14 protein-coding genes are annotated in these 15785 nt (G+C 60.6%); 2 read left to right on the forward strand and 12 right to left on the reverse strand.

Annotated features, from left to right (window positions below; all coding sequences use genetic code 11):
- Positions 1-50: 50 nt before the first annotated feature.
- From ACTQ1E_RS02020 to ACTQ1E_RS02070, 11 genes are all read right to left on the reverse strand, one after another.
- Entirely contained in the window at positions 51-1298 is a 1248-nt protein-coding gene (locus ACTQ1E_RS02020; protein WP_441564478.1) for a zinc-ribbon domain-containing protein, read from the reverse strand.
- A 150-nt stretch (positions 1299-1448) separates the two neighbouring features.
- Complete coding sequence (locus ACTQ1E_RS02025; RefSeq protein ID WP_441540262.1) at positions 1449-2471, reverse strand: YitT family protein; 1023 nt, start codon at positions 2469-2471, stop codon at positions 1449-1451.
- Between the two features lie 207 nt (positions 2472-2678).
- Positions 2679-3200, reverse strand: a complete 522-nt coding sequence (locus ACTQ1E_RS02030) for an Asp23/Gls24 family envelope stress response protein (protein WP_441564479.1) — start codon at positions 3198-3200, stop codon at positions 2679-2681.
- A gap of 44 nt (positions 3201-3244) precedes the next feature.
- Complete coding sequence (locus ACTQ1E_RS02035; RefSeq protein ID WP_370450537.1) at positions 3245-3622, reverse strand: DUF2273 domain-containing protein; 378 nt, start codon at positions 3620-3622, stop codon at positions 3245-3247.
- On the reverse strand, positions 3615-4160 hold the full coding sequence (locus ACTQ1E_RS02040; RefSeq protein ID WP_195838499.1) for a hypothetical protein: 546 nt from the start codon (positions 4158-4160) through the stop codon (positions 3615-3617). The genes ACTQ1E_RS02035 and ACTQ1E_RS02040 overlap by 8 nt, the downstream gene beginning before the upstream one ends.
- A gap of 165 nt (positions 4161-4325) precedes the next feature.
- Positions 4326-5132, reverse strand: coding sequence for a YebC/PmpR family DNA-binding transcriptional regulator (locus ACTQ1E_RS02045; protein ID WP_154514825.1), 807 nt, complete (start codon positions 5130-5132; stop codon positions 4326-4328).
- A gap of 165 nt (positions 5133-5297) precedes the next feature.
- Positions 5298-7481, reverse strand: coding sequence for a DUF6020 family protein (locus ACTQ1E_RS02050; protein ID WP_441564480.1), 2184 nt, complete (start codon positions 7479-7481; stop codon positions 5298-5300).
- A 146-nt stretch (positions 7482-7627) separates the two neighbouring features.
- On the reverse strand, positions 7628-8449 hold the full coding sequence (gene lgt / locus ACTQ1E_RS02055; protein WP_441564481.1) for a prolipoprotein diacylglyceryl transferase: 822 nt from the start codon (positions 8447-8449) through the stop codon (positions 7628-7630).
- Between the two features lie 109 nt (positions 8450-8558).
- A complete protein-coding gene (locus ACTQ1E_RS02060; RefSeq protein ID WP_370450539.1) occupies positions 8559-8837 on the reverse strand; it encodes a NifU family protein in 279 nt (92 codons plus the stop codon).
- Between the two features lie 188 nt (positions 8838-9025).
- The gene (locus tag ACTQ1E_RS02065; protein WP_154514829.1) at positions 9026-9550 is read right to left on the reverse strand and encodes a deoxycytidylate deaminase; all 525 of its coding nucleotides are present in this window, start codon (positions 9548-9550) and stop codon (positions 9026-9028) included.
- A gap of 88 nt (positions 9551-9638) precedes the next feature.
- The gene (locus ACTQ1E_RS02070; RefSeq protein ID WP_154514831.1) at positions 9639-10490 is read right to left on the reverse strand and encodes a type III pantothenate kinase; all 852 of its coding nucleotides are present in this window, start codon (positions 10488-10490) and stop codon (positions 9639-9641) included.
- A 306-nt stretch (positions 10491-10796) separates the two neighbouring features.
- Here ACTQ1E_RS02070 and ACTQ1E_RS02075 point away from each other — a divergent pair, with 306 nt between their 5' ends.
- Both ACTQ1E_RS02075 and ACTQ1E_RS02080 read left to right on the forward strand, forming a co-directional pair.
- Positions 10797-12497: an OPT/YSL family transporter gene (locus ACTQ1E_RS02075; RefSeq protein WP_441564482.1), complete on the forward strand. Its 1701-nt coding sequence runs from the start codon at positions 10797-10799 to the stop codon at positions 12495-12497.
- Positions 12498-12706: 209 nt separating this feature from the next.
- Positions 12707-13846, forward strand: coding sequence for a DUF389 domain-containing protein (locus ACTQ1E_RS02080; RefSeq protein ID WP_441564483.1), 1140 nt, complete (start codon positions 12707-12709; stop codon positions 13844-13846).
- Between the two features lie 69 nt (positions 13847-13915).
- Here ACTQ1E_RS02080 and ACTQ1E_RS02085 read toward each other — a convergent pair whose 3' ends face one another.
- A complete protein-coding gene (locus ACTQ1E_RS02085) occupies positions 13916-15652 on the reverse strand; it encodes an aryl-sulfate sulfotransferase (RefSeq protein ID WP_441564484.1) in 1737 nt (578 codons plus the stop codon).
- Positions 15653-15785: the final 133 nt, after the last annotated feature.

Here is a 15785-nt window from a genome sequence, read left to right on the forward strand (position 1 = left end):
AGCACTATTTCTACCATTTCTATCCCGTCCCCAAATGGCAGGTGACAGGGCTATTCGTCTTGCGGGTCCTCGTCGGAGCTTGGCTCGGGTTCCGTCTCGGGCTCGGGCTCCGTCGTGGGCTCGGACTCCGGCGCAGATCCCGGGACAGACTCAGGCTCGGGCTCAGGCGCGACATCCGGAGCGCTGTAACCCGAAGGAGCGGACTTCTTCTCGAAGGGCAATACAAAAGTCAGGACGTCGTCCTTATCCTCGTCGGCCCACTCGCTTGCATAACGTGCGACCCAATAGCCAACGGCACGGTGCTTGAGCATCTTGCCAAAGACCGTTAGAAATACGGTGACGAAAGCGATCAGCACCAGGAACAGCACGAGTGAGATGCCACCGCCGGTAACAATTGCCTCAATACCCGTAGGACGATAGTAGTAGCTATACATACCGACAGAGGCAATGGCGCCAAAGACCGCCGTCAAGATCCATGTGACAACGTTGGCGACCAGGCCCGTCAAAAACTCGGGAAGGAATGAAGCGCAAAACAGCTTGGTCTTATTGTTCTTAAAGGCCACCCAGACCTTGTCGAGCGAAAACGCGCTCTCGACGCGACCGGTCACCGCAAAGTGCATCACGGCGATATCGGCGAACATCTTAAAGAAGACTCCCAGGACCGCCGTGGCAATCATAGCCAGGACAAGCAGGCCAAGCGAGCCAAACAGCGCAGTCTCGAGCGCAGAAGAGCCGTAATACGAATACGAGCCCGCCGCGCCAATTACCACGCTCTCCACCAGCGAAAGCACTACACCAATAACGGGAATGGCAGCGATAATCTCGAGCACGACCGAAATAACGCTCGAAAAGACCCCGAGGCCAAACGATGTGGAACGCATCAACGGACGATCCATGCCGTCATCGATCTTAAGCGACAGGTCGCGACCCCACTCGATGCCAAAGCCCGAACCGCACACACTCGCCACGCAGGCGGCCAAAAAGCCGATGGCAGCTGCAATACCGCCGATAACGGGAATGAACAGCACGAGCACCGACACGACACAGATAAGCGCCGGCAAAAAAGCAATCTGGCACACGCGCTGCAGCACGCCCGGAGTCTTGGTCATGTCTTGGAACGCCTGAGCCACACAGCCCTTTGGCGCATTCGCCACGGGCGGTTGCGGAACAAACTGCTGGGGCTGAGACTGTCCCTGGGGAGCGGGGCCGGCGGCCTTGACCACGGTATTAGGGGCACCGCACACGCCGCAGAACTTGTCGTTATCGCCCATGGGGGCGCCACACTGCGAACAGAACATCGAAATCATCCCTTCGTATCTAGAGTGAACCACCTGGATCGCAAACGACGTCTTTGGCAACATTATCGCGCAATGTGGGGACAAATACCCCAAGATGACCGATTTGAAACGTTGGCGGCTTTATTCAATGGTTCGAAGGGTATATCCGCGCTAGTTCGTGCCGCGGAAGCCCTTGCCCACGATCTCGGAGCTGTCAACGATCGTGATAAACGCATCTGGATCGATATCGCGGGTATAGCGGCGCAGTTGCACTGCTTCGCGACGGCTCAGCACGCTCATGATCACCGTCACGCAATTGCCCGAGAAGGCACCGTAGCCGCGGCTGATCGTTGCCGTGCGGTTGAGATGCTTGACGATAAACTCCTCGACTTTGCGTGGCTCGGCGCAAATAATCGTACAGACCTTGCGCAAATGAATGCTCTCGATGGCCTTGTCGACCACAAGCGTCTTGGCAAACAGGCCGAGCACGCAGTACAGGCCAACGCGCGGACCGTACAAAAAGGCCGCGATGGTCACGATGCCGATATCGACCAGTAGCAAGGCGCGTCCGATCTCGAGCGTCGTGCGACGCTTGAGGATCATGGCAAGGATATCGGTGCCGCCCGTTGAGGCGCCAATGTCAAAGACAATGGCACTGCCCAGCGCCGGCAAGATAACGGCAAAGCACAGGTCGAGCCACATATCGCCCGTCATCGAAACATCCGTCGGAATGAAGAGCTCAAACAGCGAGACGTAGGCCGAAAGCGCAAACGAGGCAAAAACGCTCCAAAGGATTGCCTTGCGCTCCAAAAAGATAAAGCCCAAGACGACGAGAACCGCGTTGATAATCCACATAAAGACGCCGACGGGCAGAGTCGGGAACAGCGTGGAAAGAATGACCGACACGCCCGAGGTTCCGCCGAAGGCAAAGTGATTGGGGGTTTTAAAGGCCACGATGGCGAACGCCGTGAGGATCAGGCCCAGATTGAGCTCGGCGAAAAAGCGCGGGAAGCCCGGCTCCTGGCTGCGCTTGCGGCCGGCGCGCTCGCCACGTTCGATATCCTCGCGACCGACAACGCGCTCCATCGGCACCACGGGAGGACGATGCACCTCCTCGGCGGCACGCGACGCCGCCTCTGCCGCAGCGGCCTCAATCGCCCATGCCTTGCTTTCTGTTTCGTGCTCGTCGGCCATTACGGCAACCCCTCGTTAACGATTTGGAAACAATGCGCCCATTAGGGTAACGCGGAGCGCGAAGATTGCAACCCCTAGTTAGACGAGCGGTATGCCTACATCGGGGGCATACAAATAACGGCCGGCCGCACATGCATCCGTGCGGTCGACCGTTTAGCGTTTTCGCAGGTAAAACCTATCGAAACAAACCTGTCCCTATTTGGTAGGCTACTCGTGCTGGCTGGTGCGGTGCTCGTACTCCTCGGGGGTGATGACATCCTCGATGCGCAGGTTGACGCCTGCCACCTCAAGGCCGGTCATCGCGGCCAGACGCTCGGTCACGCGCGCCTTAACGTCGTCGAAAATCGCGGGTGCGTAGGCGCCGTACTCGATAATGACGGAAATGTTGACGACCACGCGGTTGTCATCGGTGACCTCGACCGTCACGCCCTTGGTCAGGTTCTCGGCACCAAACTGCTCCTGCACAAAGTGCATAAGGTTGCCCTTCATGCCCAGGACGTGCGGCACCTCGCGGGTGGCCATGGCGACGATCTTCTCGATCACACCGTTGGAATAGGTCAGCGAATCCTCGGACTCGTCCGCTTCCTCATCATCCTCGTCCGCATCGTCGGCGGGCTCGGCCTCGACGAGCGCCCCGTCCTCGAGCGTTACGTCCTCAGCCTCGACGGCGACGGTCTCGTCTGCCTCGAGCTCGGTATCGGCCACATCGACCTTCGTGTTAAAAGCCATGGTTCCTCCTTATGCCCACCGCACACGCGGCGGTCGAATACATACTAGCGACCGCTAAACAGACGGCCGAAGAAGTTGACGATCCCGTTCTCGCCGTCACGGATCTGGCCAATCACGGCGCCGATCAGCACAAAGAATGCGATGACGAGTGTGTCCCACAGGCCGAGCGTGAGCACCAGCACGGCGAGCACAAAACCGGCGACGGCTCCGAGCGTGGTGTTGGGATGACGGACGGCATAGCTCCAGATGGCCGCCCCCGTACCCTTGATGAGACCCATGGCCTCGTCAAAGTCGCTGGCGGCGCTGTCGTGCTGCTCGCCGGCCTCGGGCTTGGTGTCGGCGGACTCGCCTGCCGGCGTAGCGTTCTGGTCGATCGTCAGGCGCGGGGTGCGGACGGTCTTGTCTTGATTGGTATCACTCACCGGAAACCTCCACGGTCTGGACGGTAGTCTTGGACGGCAAAAAACGGACGCGCGCGGTCGTGCCCGGCGTGCCGAGCATGGTGTCGCAGGCCTCCTCGATACGTTGCTGCATCGCGGTTGCAAGGGAGGCCACGTCCCGGTCATCGAGCGCGATGGCGTCGACCTTAAAACGGACGAGCGATTCGTCGGAACCCTGCACGCGCGCCTCGACATGCTCGACCATCACACGGTCGTCGCGCTCTGCCGCAGCGCGAGCGCACGAGGAAAGCGCTGCGAGGGTGACCTCGATGTTGCGCTCCCCCGCCGGATGCACGCAGGACGGCTCGCGACGCGCGAACATCAGGCGGAAAAACCCGATGAGCACGCCAAGTGCCACGATGGCGGCGCACACCGTAACGACGACGCGAGGCATGGTGTCACGCAACAGCAGCATAAAGCGATACGTATACGGTCCCCAGAACTGGCAGACAAGCGTGCCCAGCGCCACGATGGCGGCGGCAAGGTACACGATTGCTAGGGCTCGTTTGAGTACGCGCACGCGCGCTCCCTTCAGGTTTCGGTCCACAGAATGCAAAACGATTCGCATCATTATAAAAGAGCCGGGTCCGGTGCCATACGCACGCGGATCCGGCTCATCTATTCCACGAGGCTTGTATGCTCGCTTCATTATGCCCAGATATGCACGACTTAACCCGTGCAGGCGCTACTCCTCCTCGAGGGCAGCGATGACCTCGTCGGTCATGTCCATGGTGCTGTAAACATCCTGAACGTCGTCGAGCTCCTCGAGACGGTCGATGAGGCGCTGGACCTTCTTGGCGTCGGCACCGGAGACCTCGGTCGGGGTGGTCGGAACCATAGTGGTCTCGGAGCCCTTGACCTGGATGCCCTGCTCCTCGAGCGCCTTGGAAACAGCCATGACGTCGTTGGCGGCGGTCCAAACGATCCACTCCTCGCCGGCGTCCTCGTAGTCGTCGCCACCGGCCTCGGCGATAGCCATCATGAACTCTTCCTCGTCACCGGCAGCACCGTTGGCGATCATGGTCTCCTTCTTGGCGTTCTCGTCCAGGATCTCCTTGGCGACGACGATCTGGCCCTTGCGCTCAAACTGGAAGGCGACGGAGCCGGAGGTGCCCAGGTTGCCGCCAGCGTGGGAGAAGGCGGAACGGACATCGGCGGCGGTACGGTTGCGATTATCGGTCAGGCAGTCGACGTAGACGGCAACACCGGCGGGACCATAGCCCTCGTACACGATGTTCTCGTAGACGGCGGCATCGGCACCCGAACCGAAGGCCTTGTCGATAGCGGACTTGATCTTGTCCTTGGGCATGGACTGAGCCTTAGCCTTGGCAACGGCAGCGGCGAGGCTGGCGTTGTTCTCGGGCAGCGGGTCGCCGCCGAGACGGGCAGCAACGGTGATGTTGCGGCTCAGCTTGGAGAAGAGGGCGGAACGCTTGGCGTCCTGCGCGCCCTTACGATGCTTGGTTGTGGCCCACTTAGAGTGTCCGGACATACGTGTCTCCTATCGGTTTCGACCTAAAGCCCAGCGCAGATGCTCGGGCAATATAAACAAACGTCGTTATGATATACCTACTGGCCTGCGAGATAAACCCCAAAATGAAGGCGTCGTGATGATGCAGCCCCTTGGTGCAAAGTAACCTGTCCCCTTTGCACCAAGTTAGAACCAAAGGAGGTCGCTGCGGGTGATGGTGGCGCCGATGGCGAAGGGCATGCAGGCGATGACTGGATACAGGTAGCGCATGTAGGTCGAGCCGTTGCAGGGACCGATCAGGCACACGGCGAGCACGCCCAGCAGCGGCACCCAAATGGCCAGCCCGCGCCACGAATGACGACGTAGCAGATAGACCACCACAGCGATCATGATCCACACATAGGTGGCCGAGCTCATGGTGAGCGAGATAAACGGGATGCGTTGTACTGCCACGCGATACAGGTTGATCAGGTGGTCGCACCAGCGCACAACCTTGCTATCGACCGGATGGAAGTCGAAGTACTTGAGGTTATCGGGCTTCGCCATGATCTCGGCACTGCGCGCCGTGCTGTAGACCCACGCATCGCGGGCACTCGGATAAAAGTAGCCGTAGTAGTTATTGATGAGCGCCGAGATATAGCACTCGGGATCCTTTTTGAACATCTGGGCCCACACCTCAAAATAGGCCTTGATGTCCTCCTGCGAGGCGTACTCGTTAAAACAGTTTTTTACGGCATCCGACTTGTCGGGGTTGTAGCGACGGCCCAGATTCTCGTACTTGAGCACCCGGTCGATCACGGCACGTTCCTTATCGGTCACCAGACCGTCGCAGGGAGCTTCCTCAATCGTGCCGTCGTCTTTGACCTTGGGGTTAACGCCCGAATTAAGGCCGTCGTGCTTTTGGACGAAGCGCGCCGTCTGTTGAAACGGAATCGAGAGGATCTCGCGCTTGGAGCCCGGCGTGATATCGTGCGCGGGCATAAAGACCTTGGTAAAGTACATGTTGGAGGCAAGGCAGAGCACGAGCACCGCGAGAACGCCGGCCCAGCGGAAGCGCGGCGTGGCGCATGAGGGTGCGACGCCAGACTGTTTGACCACGCGACGGGCCACATGCGCGTCCCAGGCGCAAAACGCCGCCGCAATCACGCAGGCCGCCAACGGAAAGACCAGGCCGCCATTGCGCAAAAACGTGGAACCCATGGCGCCCAGCACGAGCAACAGCCAGTCGTGGCGCGCAAAGAGCACAGGCGTGCGCTCGCCCGCGCGCTCGGCATTGACATCGCGACGGGGCAGGCCACATGCCACGAGCTTGACGGTCTGAACGAGCAGTACCAGAAACGCATCGGCAAACAGTACGTCTTTGGTCAGCAGCGCCGCGTAGTTGGAGAACATCGGCATAAACGCAAAGAACAGCAAGATGACGCCGCGGACCGGCAGGCTCACGCCCAGCTTACGCAGCGACGATATGGAATAGGCCACACAGGCGGCCGTGATGACAAATTGGGCGCAGGTGTAGATGGCAAGACCCGCATTGGCGCTGTTGAATAGCGAAAGCCCCAGCTGCACACACGAGCCGATGATGGCCGTGTGCATCACCGGATGATGGCCGTTGAGCAGCACGTTGGGGTTAAGCAGGCGCAGGTAGTCGCTCGTGCCGTTGGGGTAGTTGAACCATTGGCGAATCTGCGCGCCCGTATCTCCCATAAAGAGGCCGGGCAGCGAGGCGATAAGCGTGGGCGCCCAGACAATCATGAGTACAAGAAACGGCCCAACAAAAGGATGGACCGAGAGCACGGCGTGGGTAACACGCCACACGCGGCCAAAATGCGCCTCCGAAAACGGAATGCGGCGAGAACTCAACCAATCCAAAAACTCAAAAGCCAGATAGAAGGCCACAATCGCCAGAAGTATCCAGCCCGCGCCGCCAATCCAAGCGCAGATAACGCGCGCCTTGTCGCCCAGCACAATCTCGGCCGAATCGGTGAGGTCGTAACTGCGGCCGAACACCATGCAGACGGCAAAGAACAGCGACGGCAGCACGACCGAGGGGCGCCAAGCGTCACCGCGGCCAAAGAACACATAGCGAAACGGCAGCGTGAGCAGGCAGGCCAGCGCGAGCAGCATCACAGCGTCGGTATGGCCGGCAAATGAGAGGAGTACCTCGTAGCACACGTAAAGCATGCCCGAGGCCTTTGGATCGATCGCCAAGACCGCGTTGCTCGACACCGGGGCGGGATCGATGGAAAACGCCGTGGTCGCCAGCAGGGCGAGCAAAAATGCGACGAGCGTCTGCTTGGCGGGATAGCGCTTAAACCAAACGATGCGGGCGGCGTCGCGCGCAGCCGTTGTGGAGAGATCGGAATCCTTCACAGTCCGAAAAGCCTTTCTAGAAACCTGCCAAAAAGGGACAGGCTTATTTTGGCAGGTTTTATCTGGGGAAACGTTACGGTTCTGTCATCGTTGCCTGGCAAAACCGCCACAAAGGTGCCTGTCCCCTTTGTGGTGGTATATGGTGGTTAGGCGTCGAGATAGATGCGCTGGGGACGGTTGCGGCGGAGGGCAAAAATGATGAGCGCCAGGCCCGCAATCACGAGTGGCAGACTCAGCAGCTGACCCATGGTGATGACGCCGCCCAGCAGATAGCCCAGCTGGGCATCGGGCACGCGCACAAACTCAATGAGGAAGCGGACGATGCCGTACCCCATCACGAACACGCCCATAAACGCACCCTGGGGCAGCAGCGGTTTTTTGCGGCTGAGCACCTGCAGAATGCAGAAGAGCACAATGCCCTCGAGAAATGCCTCGTAGAGCTGGGATGGATGGCGCGGCATATCGCCCGCGGTGCCGCCAAAGATCACGCCCCAGGGCAAATCGGTCGGCTTGCCCCACAGCTCGCCGTTGACAAAGTTGGCGCAGCGCCCCAGGAACAAGGCCAGCGGAGCACCGATAACGGCAAGGTCGGCGATGGTCCAGGCGTCGAGCTTGTACATGCGGCACACGAGCACGCCGCCGATGATGCCGCCCACCAGGCCGCCATGGAAACTCATGCCGCCTTCGTTGGTGGCAAAGATCTCGAGCGGATGCGCCCAGTAGTAGCCGTCACCGTAAAAGATGACGTAGAACAGACGGGCGCCAATGATGAGGCCAAAGACCACACCAACCACGACACTCATCAGGTCGTCGACCGTAATGTCAAAACCCCAACGACGCTGCGTTCGGTACATGACGACCGCCGTGAGCAGAGCTCCGACCACATAGGCCAAGCCGTACCAGTAGATGGTGATGGGCCCCGCCGAAATGGCGACAGGATCAAGCATATGGTAGAGGTCGTTGAGCATATCGGTCCCCCTGCTCCCTACATACAAATGCGGCCGCGGGCCTTTCGCTCGCAGCCGCACATTTGGGCATGACGTCTATGCGGAGCACATCGCCCGCAGCTTTCGCTTCTCAGAACGGCGCATACTCGTCGTACAGATCCTCGGCCTCGCCGGAGGCATTGACCTGCTCGACACGCGTAACGCCGGGCACGTGCTCCTTGAGGATACGCTCGACGCCCATGGAAAGCGTCAGAGCGCTCATGGGGCAACCGGCGCAGGCGCCCTGGAGCTCCAGCTTGACGACGCCCTCGTCATCAACGCCCATATACTCCATGTCGCCGCCGTCGGCCTGCAGGTTGGGGCGAATCTCTTCAAGAACCTTCTTAAGCAGCTCTTCGTTAACAGCCACAGGGGCTCCTTTCTCACAATAACGCGGGCGCGCCCGCGGACAGAGCTATGTTACTACAGCCATGTACCCGCTCGCGAGCCGTCCATGCGCGCGGACACGACTTTCACGAGCAGTTAATTTGACAATCAATTTGGAACGGGGCTTAATTAGCCGCTTTTGCCAACGCCCGGCGCTCGTACACGCTGCCGCTACTGCTGCGTTTGTTCCCCGGTACCAATGTGGACATCGACGATAACCTGGCGGAAGCTAATGCCGCAGGAGTCGAGAATGCGGCGACTGATTCGGCCGTCGTCGGTGTCGGCGTACTTATTGTCCAGATAGACAACCTCGCCCACACCTACCTGCGCCAGGATTTTGGCACAGTCGTGGCACGGGAACAGCGTGACGTAGACCGTGGAACCCTCAAGGTCCTTGAGCGAGCCGCGGTAGTTGAGCACGGCGTTGGCCTCGGCATGAACTACGTAGTTATGTTTGTCCTGCAGCGGGTCATCGCTCGTGCCCCACGGGAAAAAGTCGTCGTTGAGCGCCGAGGGCGTACCGTTGTAGCCCACCGAAAGAATGCGGTGGTTGGTGCTGGCGATGCACGCGCCCACCTGCGTATTGGGATCCTTGCTGCGGCGCTGCGCGGCGATGGCCACGCTCATAAAGAACTCGTCCCAGCTAATAACGTCGCGGCGCTTGCCCGACGCGGTTTGATGAAGATCGTCCGACATGGCAGACACCTCCGAAATCGAAATAGTTTGGCCCATTGTAGCAGGTGAAAGGTGGGGCTGTTTCCTCCCGGCGCCGACGTTCTTGGCTTTATGCGCGGCGAGGCTTTTGGTTGATGCGGTACAGCTCGGCGAGACCCCGCAGCGTCAGCGCGTCGTCTACCGTCAGGCTGTGGCCGACCAACGCCGCGAGCGCCTCGGCATCGTCGCCGGTGATGACAATGGGCACGCTGCCCTCGCCTGCCGCCTTGGTCGAGCGCATCTCGGCAAGCACCATGTCGAGCATGCCGTCGATACGGGCCACCTCGCCCAAGACCACGCCCGAGCGCATGGCCTCGCGCGTATTGCGACCGATCACATGCGTGGGTGCCGAGGGCTCGACTTGCGGCAGGCGCGCCGCAGCGGCCGAGAGCGAGCGAGCGCCGAGCGCCAGCCCCGGCGCGATAACACCGCCGACAAAGGTTCCGCGCGCATCGATGACCTCGATATTGGTCGTAGTGCCCAGGTCGATCACGATACACGGAGAGCCGTAGACGGCACGGGCCGCCACGGCGTCGGCGATGCGATCGGGACCGATCTCGGCCGGGTCGTCGTAGTGCACGGGCATGCCGGTCTTAAGTCCCGGCCCCACGGTGAGCACGCGCCCCGTGCAGGTACGGGAAAGTGCCGCCTTCCACGGGCGCTCGAGCGCCGGCACCACGCAGCTCAGCACTGCTGCCGCAGGAACGAGCACACCAGGCATGCCCGCATCGGCTGCCAGTGCGCCCATGACCCGCGCGAGCCTCATGCGCGCCTCATCGGCCGTAATGCTCGGCGGCGTCGTGATCTCGCACGTCGCAAGCGGGCATTCCTGCGCCGCGGCCGAATCCTCGGCAAACAGACCAAAGCGAATGAACGTGTTGCCCACGTCGACCGTCAATATATATGCGCACCCATTAAGCATCGTCGGCGCTCCTTTCGTCTGCCCAGCAGTATATCCCCTACCCGAACCAGCCATCCCAGGTAGTCATTTTGGGACGGGGCTATTTTAGCTACCCCAATATGTCGGTTGATATTTGCCCCAATCCCAGATAATTCGTCGACTGTCAAAGGGTAGCTAAAATAGCCCCGTCCCAAAATGACTACCTTGCCGCTATACTGATGCGCGGTCGTGCGCGAGCTCACGCGGCGGCCCTTGGTAACCCGACTTCCCGCGCCGTATCCGTAGCGGCGCTTGCGGGGGAAGCGGATATACGCAAAGGAGTTCTATATGGGCAATCCCTCGAACCGCACCTCTATGCGCGGTCAACTCACGCTGCGCGGCGTCGTCATCGGCGTCCTTGGCTGCGTGATTATCACGGCAAGCTCGGCCTACACGGCCCTCAAGATGGGCGCCCTCCCCTGGCCGATCATTTTCGCTGCCGTCATCTCGTTGTTCTTCCTTAAGCTCATGGGCAATGCCAGCCTCAACGAGGCCAACGTTACCCACACCATCATGTCCGCGGGTGCCATGGTCGCCGGCGGCCTGGCGTTTACCATCCCGGGCGCCTGGATGCTGGGCTATGCCGACCAGATCAGCTGGCTCGACATGTTTATCGTGGCGCTCGCCGGCACCATTTTGGGCCTTCTGGCAACGGCGCTCATCCACCGTCACTTTATCGTGGACGCCGCGCTGGAGTTTCCCACCGGCAACGCCGCAGCCCAGACCCTGCGTGCTACCGAGGCCGGCGGCAAGACCGGCAAGCAGCTCTTTGGCTCCATGGCCATCGCAGGCATCTATAGCGTGCTGCGCGACGCCCTGGGCGTGGTGCCCAGCATGCTGTGCACGCTCAATATCCCCGGCGTGACCTTTGCCATCTACAACTCGCCCATGTTGCTGTCCATCGGCTTTTTGGTGGGCTTTGCCCCCGTCGCCTTCTGGTTTGCCGGCGCGCTGCTGGGCAACTTTGGCATTATCGTCGGCGGCACCGCTGCCGGCCTGTTCGATATTGTGACCGCGCAGGGTATCGTCAAGTCCTTAGGTATGGGCCTTATGATGGGCTTTGGCGTCGCCGTCGTCCTTAAAGACATCCTGCCGCAGGTCGCCGGTATCGTTCGCGGTCTTGCCGCCGACAGCTCCACCGACACCGACGAGCAGTCGCTCATCTCGGGCTCGCTTAAGCTCGACGCCGGCATCATCGGCCTGGGCACCGCCGCCATCGCCGTGATCATCGCCATCGCGCTCGACCTTGGCCCCGTCCCAGCCGTCATCGTCACGCTGTTCACCTTTGTCACCACCATCATGAGTGCGCAGAGCTGCGGCCAGACGGGTATCGACCCCATGGAAATCTTTGGCCTCATCGTCATGCTCATCGTAGCGGCCTTCGCGCAGCTTGCGCAGGTCAAGCTGTTCTTTATCGCCGGCATCGTGGCCGTGGCGTGCGGCCTTGCGGGCGACGTCATGAACGACTTTAAGGCCGGCGCCGTGCTGGGCACCAACCCGCGCGCACAGTGGATCGGCCAGGCCATCGGCGGCATCGTGGGCGCACTGGTCGCTGCCGCCGTCATGGTCGCGCTCGTCACCGCCTATGGTCCGGACGCCTTTGGTCCCGACAAGAGCTTTGTGGCCGCGCAGGCAAGCGTAGTCGCCACCATGGTCTCGGGCATCCCGAGTGTGCCGTGGTTCGCAGGCGGTTTTATCGCCGGCATCGTCATGTATTGGCTCGGCATTCCGGCCATGATGATCGGTCTGGGCGTGTACCTGCCGTTCTACATGTCGCTCACGGCCTTCTTGGGCTCCTGCGTCAAGCTCGCCTACGACAAGTGGGCCGCACACCGCGACGCCGCCGGTCTTTCGGGCAAAGAGAAGGCTTCCAAGGATGCTGCCTTCCAGGAGCAGGGCCTGGTCGTCGCCAGCGGCCTGCTGGGAGGCGAGTCCGTCGTTGGCGTTATCCTGGCGTTTGTCTCCGTCGGCCTGAGTCTGCTGGCCTAAACCCAACAACAACGTACCCGTACAGAGCGCAGGGTCGGAGACCATCCGGCCCCGTGCTCTGTATCTGTCGAAACACTCGGCCGCAACCGCATTTGACGTCCCCCTTACCTGCTCGTCTAAGTTTCACGTCAAGATGACCTCCCCGCCCGCCACGGTGTAGAGTACATGCTGCGAGCGCACCCGCGTTCCTGCGGCAATACGAGGTGGAAATGGAACTCGACAAACAACAGATCAAGCGACTACGCAAACGCCATCACCGGCGCCACGGCATTCGACCTGCCCATAGTGAAGCCCTGGAGAACACCGGCCGCTTCCTAAAGCGCGCATTCAACATTCGCGAGGGTCGCGCACCCTATCACGTGATTCGCAAGCGCTTTGTAAACGGGGCGCGGCTGACCGGCTCGCACTTATGCATCCTCATCATCGCCATGCTCATCGCGAGCATCGGCCTCGATATCGACTCGGACATTGCCATCGTGGGCGCCATGCTCATCTGCCCACTCATGGGGTCGGTCCTTGCCATGGCATATGGCATCGCCACGCTCGACCGCGAGATTGCCGTCGAGGCCGTCGCCGGCCTCGCGCTACAGATGTCCTTTTGTCTGATCACGTCCACGCTGTATTTTAAGCTCTCGCCCCTTGGCACCACCACGGCCGCCATCATCGACAACTCGACGCCCACTGTGTGGGACCTTGCTGTCGCGCTCGCGGGCGGCTTTGCGGGCGGGCTGGGCAACTCGCGTGACCAGGAACCTGCCACGCTTATCGCCGGCGTGGCCGTGGCGACCGCGCTCATGCCGCCCCTGTGCGCGGCGGGCTATGGCATCGCCATTGCAAGCGGGTCACTGTTTCTCTCGGCGCTTTATGAGTTTGGCATCAACGTGGTCTTTATCGCACTGGCTGCCGAAGCCGTGCTGCTTCTTTTGCGCGTGCCGCTCAAGCGCGACCTGAACGGCGACGGTATTGTGACTGCTGAAGAAAACGCCGAGGTCAACGAGCTATCACGCAAGGTGCGCCGCCGCATCATCGTAGGCACGGTGATCTTTGCCATCCCCTGCATTATTATGACGGCGGGGTCTATTGGCTCGGCGCAGGCCGGCGTGCAAGACGGCTACGGCGTCACTGAAACCACGCGCGAACTTGCGGCGGTGCTGCCGGGCTTTAAGGATTACACCGTCGCCGTCGAGACCTCGGCTACCGAGGGCGACAAGGAGGGCGTTGTCGAGCGCCAGACTGTCGCTCGCGTAACGACAAGCGAGACGCTCGGGGCGCACGACCGCCGTGTTGCCCGCAAGCTCATCGACCTCAACGTACCCGAACTCGATCGCGTGGAGTTTGACGTGAAGTGATGCGGAACGTGAGGTAGGCCCGGTACGAGCGCGCGCAGCCGCGGGGCACAGGCACAGCCAAGCGCAGCGCTACAGCTCGTACTTGTACACGCGGTAGATGTACTTCTCGGCTTCCATCTCGTACGTGGCAATGGGCAGTCCATAGCGATCGTACTCGGCAAAGGTCTTGGCTATGCCCGATGCCACGAGCATGCTATTCGAATCGCCGACGCGCTGCGCACTACTTACGTAACCTGAGAACGGCACTGCGATCTGATCCACAAGCTCGTAGGTGCGCGCGGTCTCGTCCACCGTAAAAATGCGCCCAAACGAATGCGTTCCCTTGCTGTAGTCGGTCACTACCGCAGCGCCCAGCTGGCCCCAGTCGAACTTGGGATAGCTCTCGGCAGCACCAAAGTTGTTGTCGTATAGCAGCACCTGGTAGCGACCAGTCGCGGTCGTCTCGTCGTTTGGCAGATAGGTCACACTATGCTGGCCTGCGTTGAGCGAAAAATCGCCTTGAGCCTGCAGCAACTTGTCCTCAAAGCCCGAGCCGGCCCAAAACTCTGGCGAGCCCATAAGCCAATCGACCGAAGGCGTACCGTAGATATCCGTGAGCTTGATGACCGTTGAGGTCTCGCGCGAGCTGAGAAAAACGGTGCCGCCGCCGAGCCACTGAATCGTGTTGATGTGAATCCAATCCAGGTCGCCGTCCGAGGCAACCTTGGCGCTTGCCTTGAGGTCGGGGAATATATCGCCCAGGTCCACGACGAGAGAGACGTCACCTGTTGTTATGTCGACCTTAATGATGAGGTCCTCTACATTAACGCGATCATCCTTATCTTTTTTGGCAGCCGCGCGATCGACGTCCAAATCGGCTTCGGAGCCGGCGTGACTCGCCAGCACCAGCAGGTTGCCATCGTCATCGAAAGCGTAGTCGTGGTGTAGCTCGTAGTCGCCCGTGCTCCAGACGTTTACCACCTGGCCGATGGCGTTGATCTGGGCCATCTTGGTAGTCGAGACGCTCATGATCATGCTGCCGTCGCCCGGGAACAGCAGGCGGTGGCTGCGGTAGCCGACAATCGGCACCTCGCCGCGAATCTGGCCGTCGTTGTCGTAGAGGTACATAAAGTCGAGCTTGGACGAGTCGTTGCCCAAGATGGTAAAGAGACCATCGGCAAGCGGCGTATTGGACTCCCCCGACGTGACGGCGAGCTGCTCTTCTTCCTCGCCTTTGAGAGCCGGCGTCTTGACCGTGAACGTCGAGGTGCGGCTGATACCATCTTGTGCCGTGCAAGTGATAGTTACCGTGTTTTTGTGGTTGGGAATGAGGCCGATGACCTTGAACTCGTGTTCCATGGCCGGCGCGTCACCGCCGTGGGGCGTATGGGAAAACGCGGCGACCTTGGGCGTGTCGCCAGTCTTTTTGCGGCCGGCGACCTTGTAGGAGACGGTTACGGAATCCGTTGTCGCAAAGCGAACGTAGCAGCTCAGGGTATCGGTGCCAAAGGGATCCTGCGCGATAAACGGAGTGGTCTCGTTGTAGCCGCCGTCAGCGTACTCGGCATCGAGCCGCTCCTTGATGGCCGCCTGCTTCTCGACGTCGTAGGTCGCGACAATCTGCTTGTGGAGTTTCTTTTGCTCGTCAGTGAGCTCGTTGCTCGCAGTAGATGCGGCGCCCGTGCCGGCTCCGCCGACCGAGCAGCCCATGAGCCCTGTCCCGGCAAGCGCCAGCGCGCCCGCCGCGCCCGCAAGAGCCGCTCGACGCGAAAACAGTCTGCTGTCCTTGTCACTCAATTCCATATCGTTAACGTCTTTGAATACCATTGTTGTTCCCTCATATACCACGGCGTTTGCCCAGCCCTGTCTAATTATGACTCGCAGTTTAACAAACGCCCCTTAATGCAAGTTTAAGCTTGTAGCGATACGGAAACGCGGGGCGCGAAGGGAATCCGCAACC

The organism is Collinsella sp. LCP21S3_C7 (assembly GCF_052118485.1).
Lineage (GTDB): Bacteria > Actinomycetota > Coriobacteriia > Coriobacteriales > Coriobacteriaceae > Collinsella.

What these genes read in the sequence shown, in the direction of transcription:
- ACTQ1E_RS02020 (WP_441564478.1), bottom strand. Translation starts at nt 1,298, where the DNA reads ATGTTCTGTTCGCAGTGTGGCGCCCCCATGGGCGATAACGACAAGTTC.
- ACTQ1E_RS02025 (WP_441540262.1), bottom strand. Translation starts at nt 2,471, where the DNA reads ATGGCCGACGAGCACGAAACAGAAAGCAAGGCATGGGCGATTGAGGCC.
- ACTQ1E_RS02030 (WP_441564479.1), bottom strand. Translation starts at nt 3,200, where the DNA reads ATGGCTTTTAACACGAAGGTCGATGTGGCCGATACCGAGCTCGAGGCA.
- ACTQ1E_RS02045 (WP_154514825.1), bottom strand. Translation starts at nt 5,132, where the DNA reads ATGTCCGGACACTCTAAGTGGGCCACAACCAAGCATCGTAAGGGCGCG.
- lgt (WP_441564481.1), bottom strand. Translation starts at nt 8,449, where the DNA reads ATGCTCAACGACCTCTACCATATGCTTGATCCTGTCGCCATTTCGGCG.
- ACTQ1E_RS02065 (WP_154514829.1), bottom strand. Translation starts at nt 9,550, where the DNA reads ATGTCGGACGATCTTCATCAAACCGCGTCGGGCAAGCGCCGCGACGTT.
- ACTQ1E_RS02070 (WP_154514831.1), bottom strand. Translation starts at nt 10,490, where the DNA reads ATGCTTAATGGGTGCGCATATATATTGACGGTCGACGTGGGCAACACG.
- ACTQ1E_RS02075 (WP_441564482.1), top strand. Translation starts at nt 10,797, where the DNA reads ATGGGCAATCCCTCGAACCGCACCTCTATGCGCGGTCAACTCACGCTG.
- ACTQ1E_RS02080 (WP_441564483.1), top strand. Translation starts at nt 12,707, where the DNA reads ATGGAACTCGACAAACAACAGATCAAGCGACTACGCAAACGCCATCAC.
- ACTQ1E_RS02085 (WP_441564484.1), bottom strand. Translation starts at nt 15,652, where the DNA reads ATGGTATTCAAAGACGTTAACGATATGGAATTGAGTGACAAGGACAGC.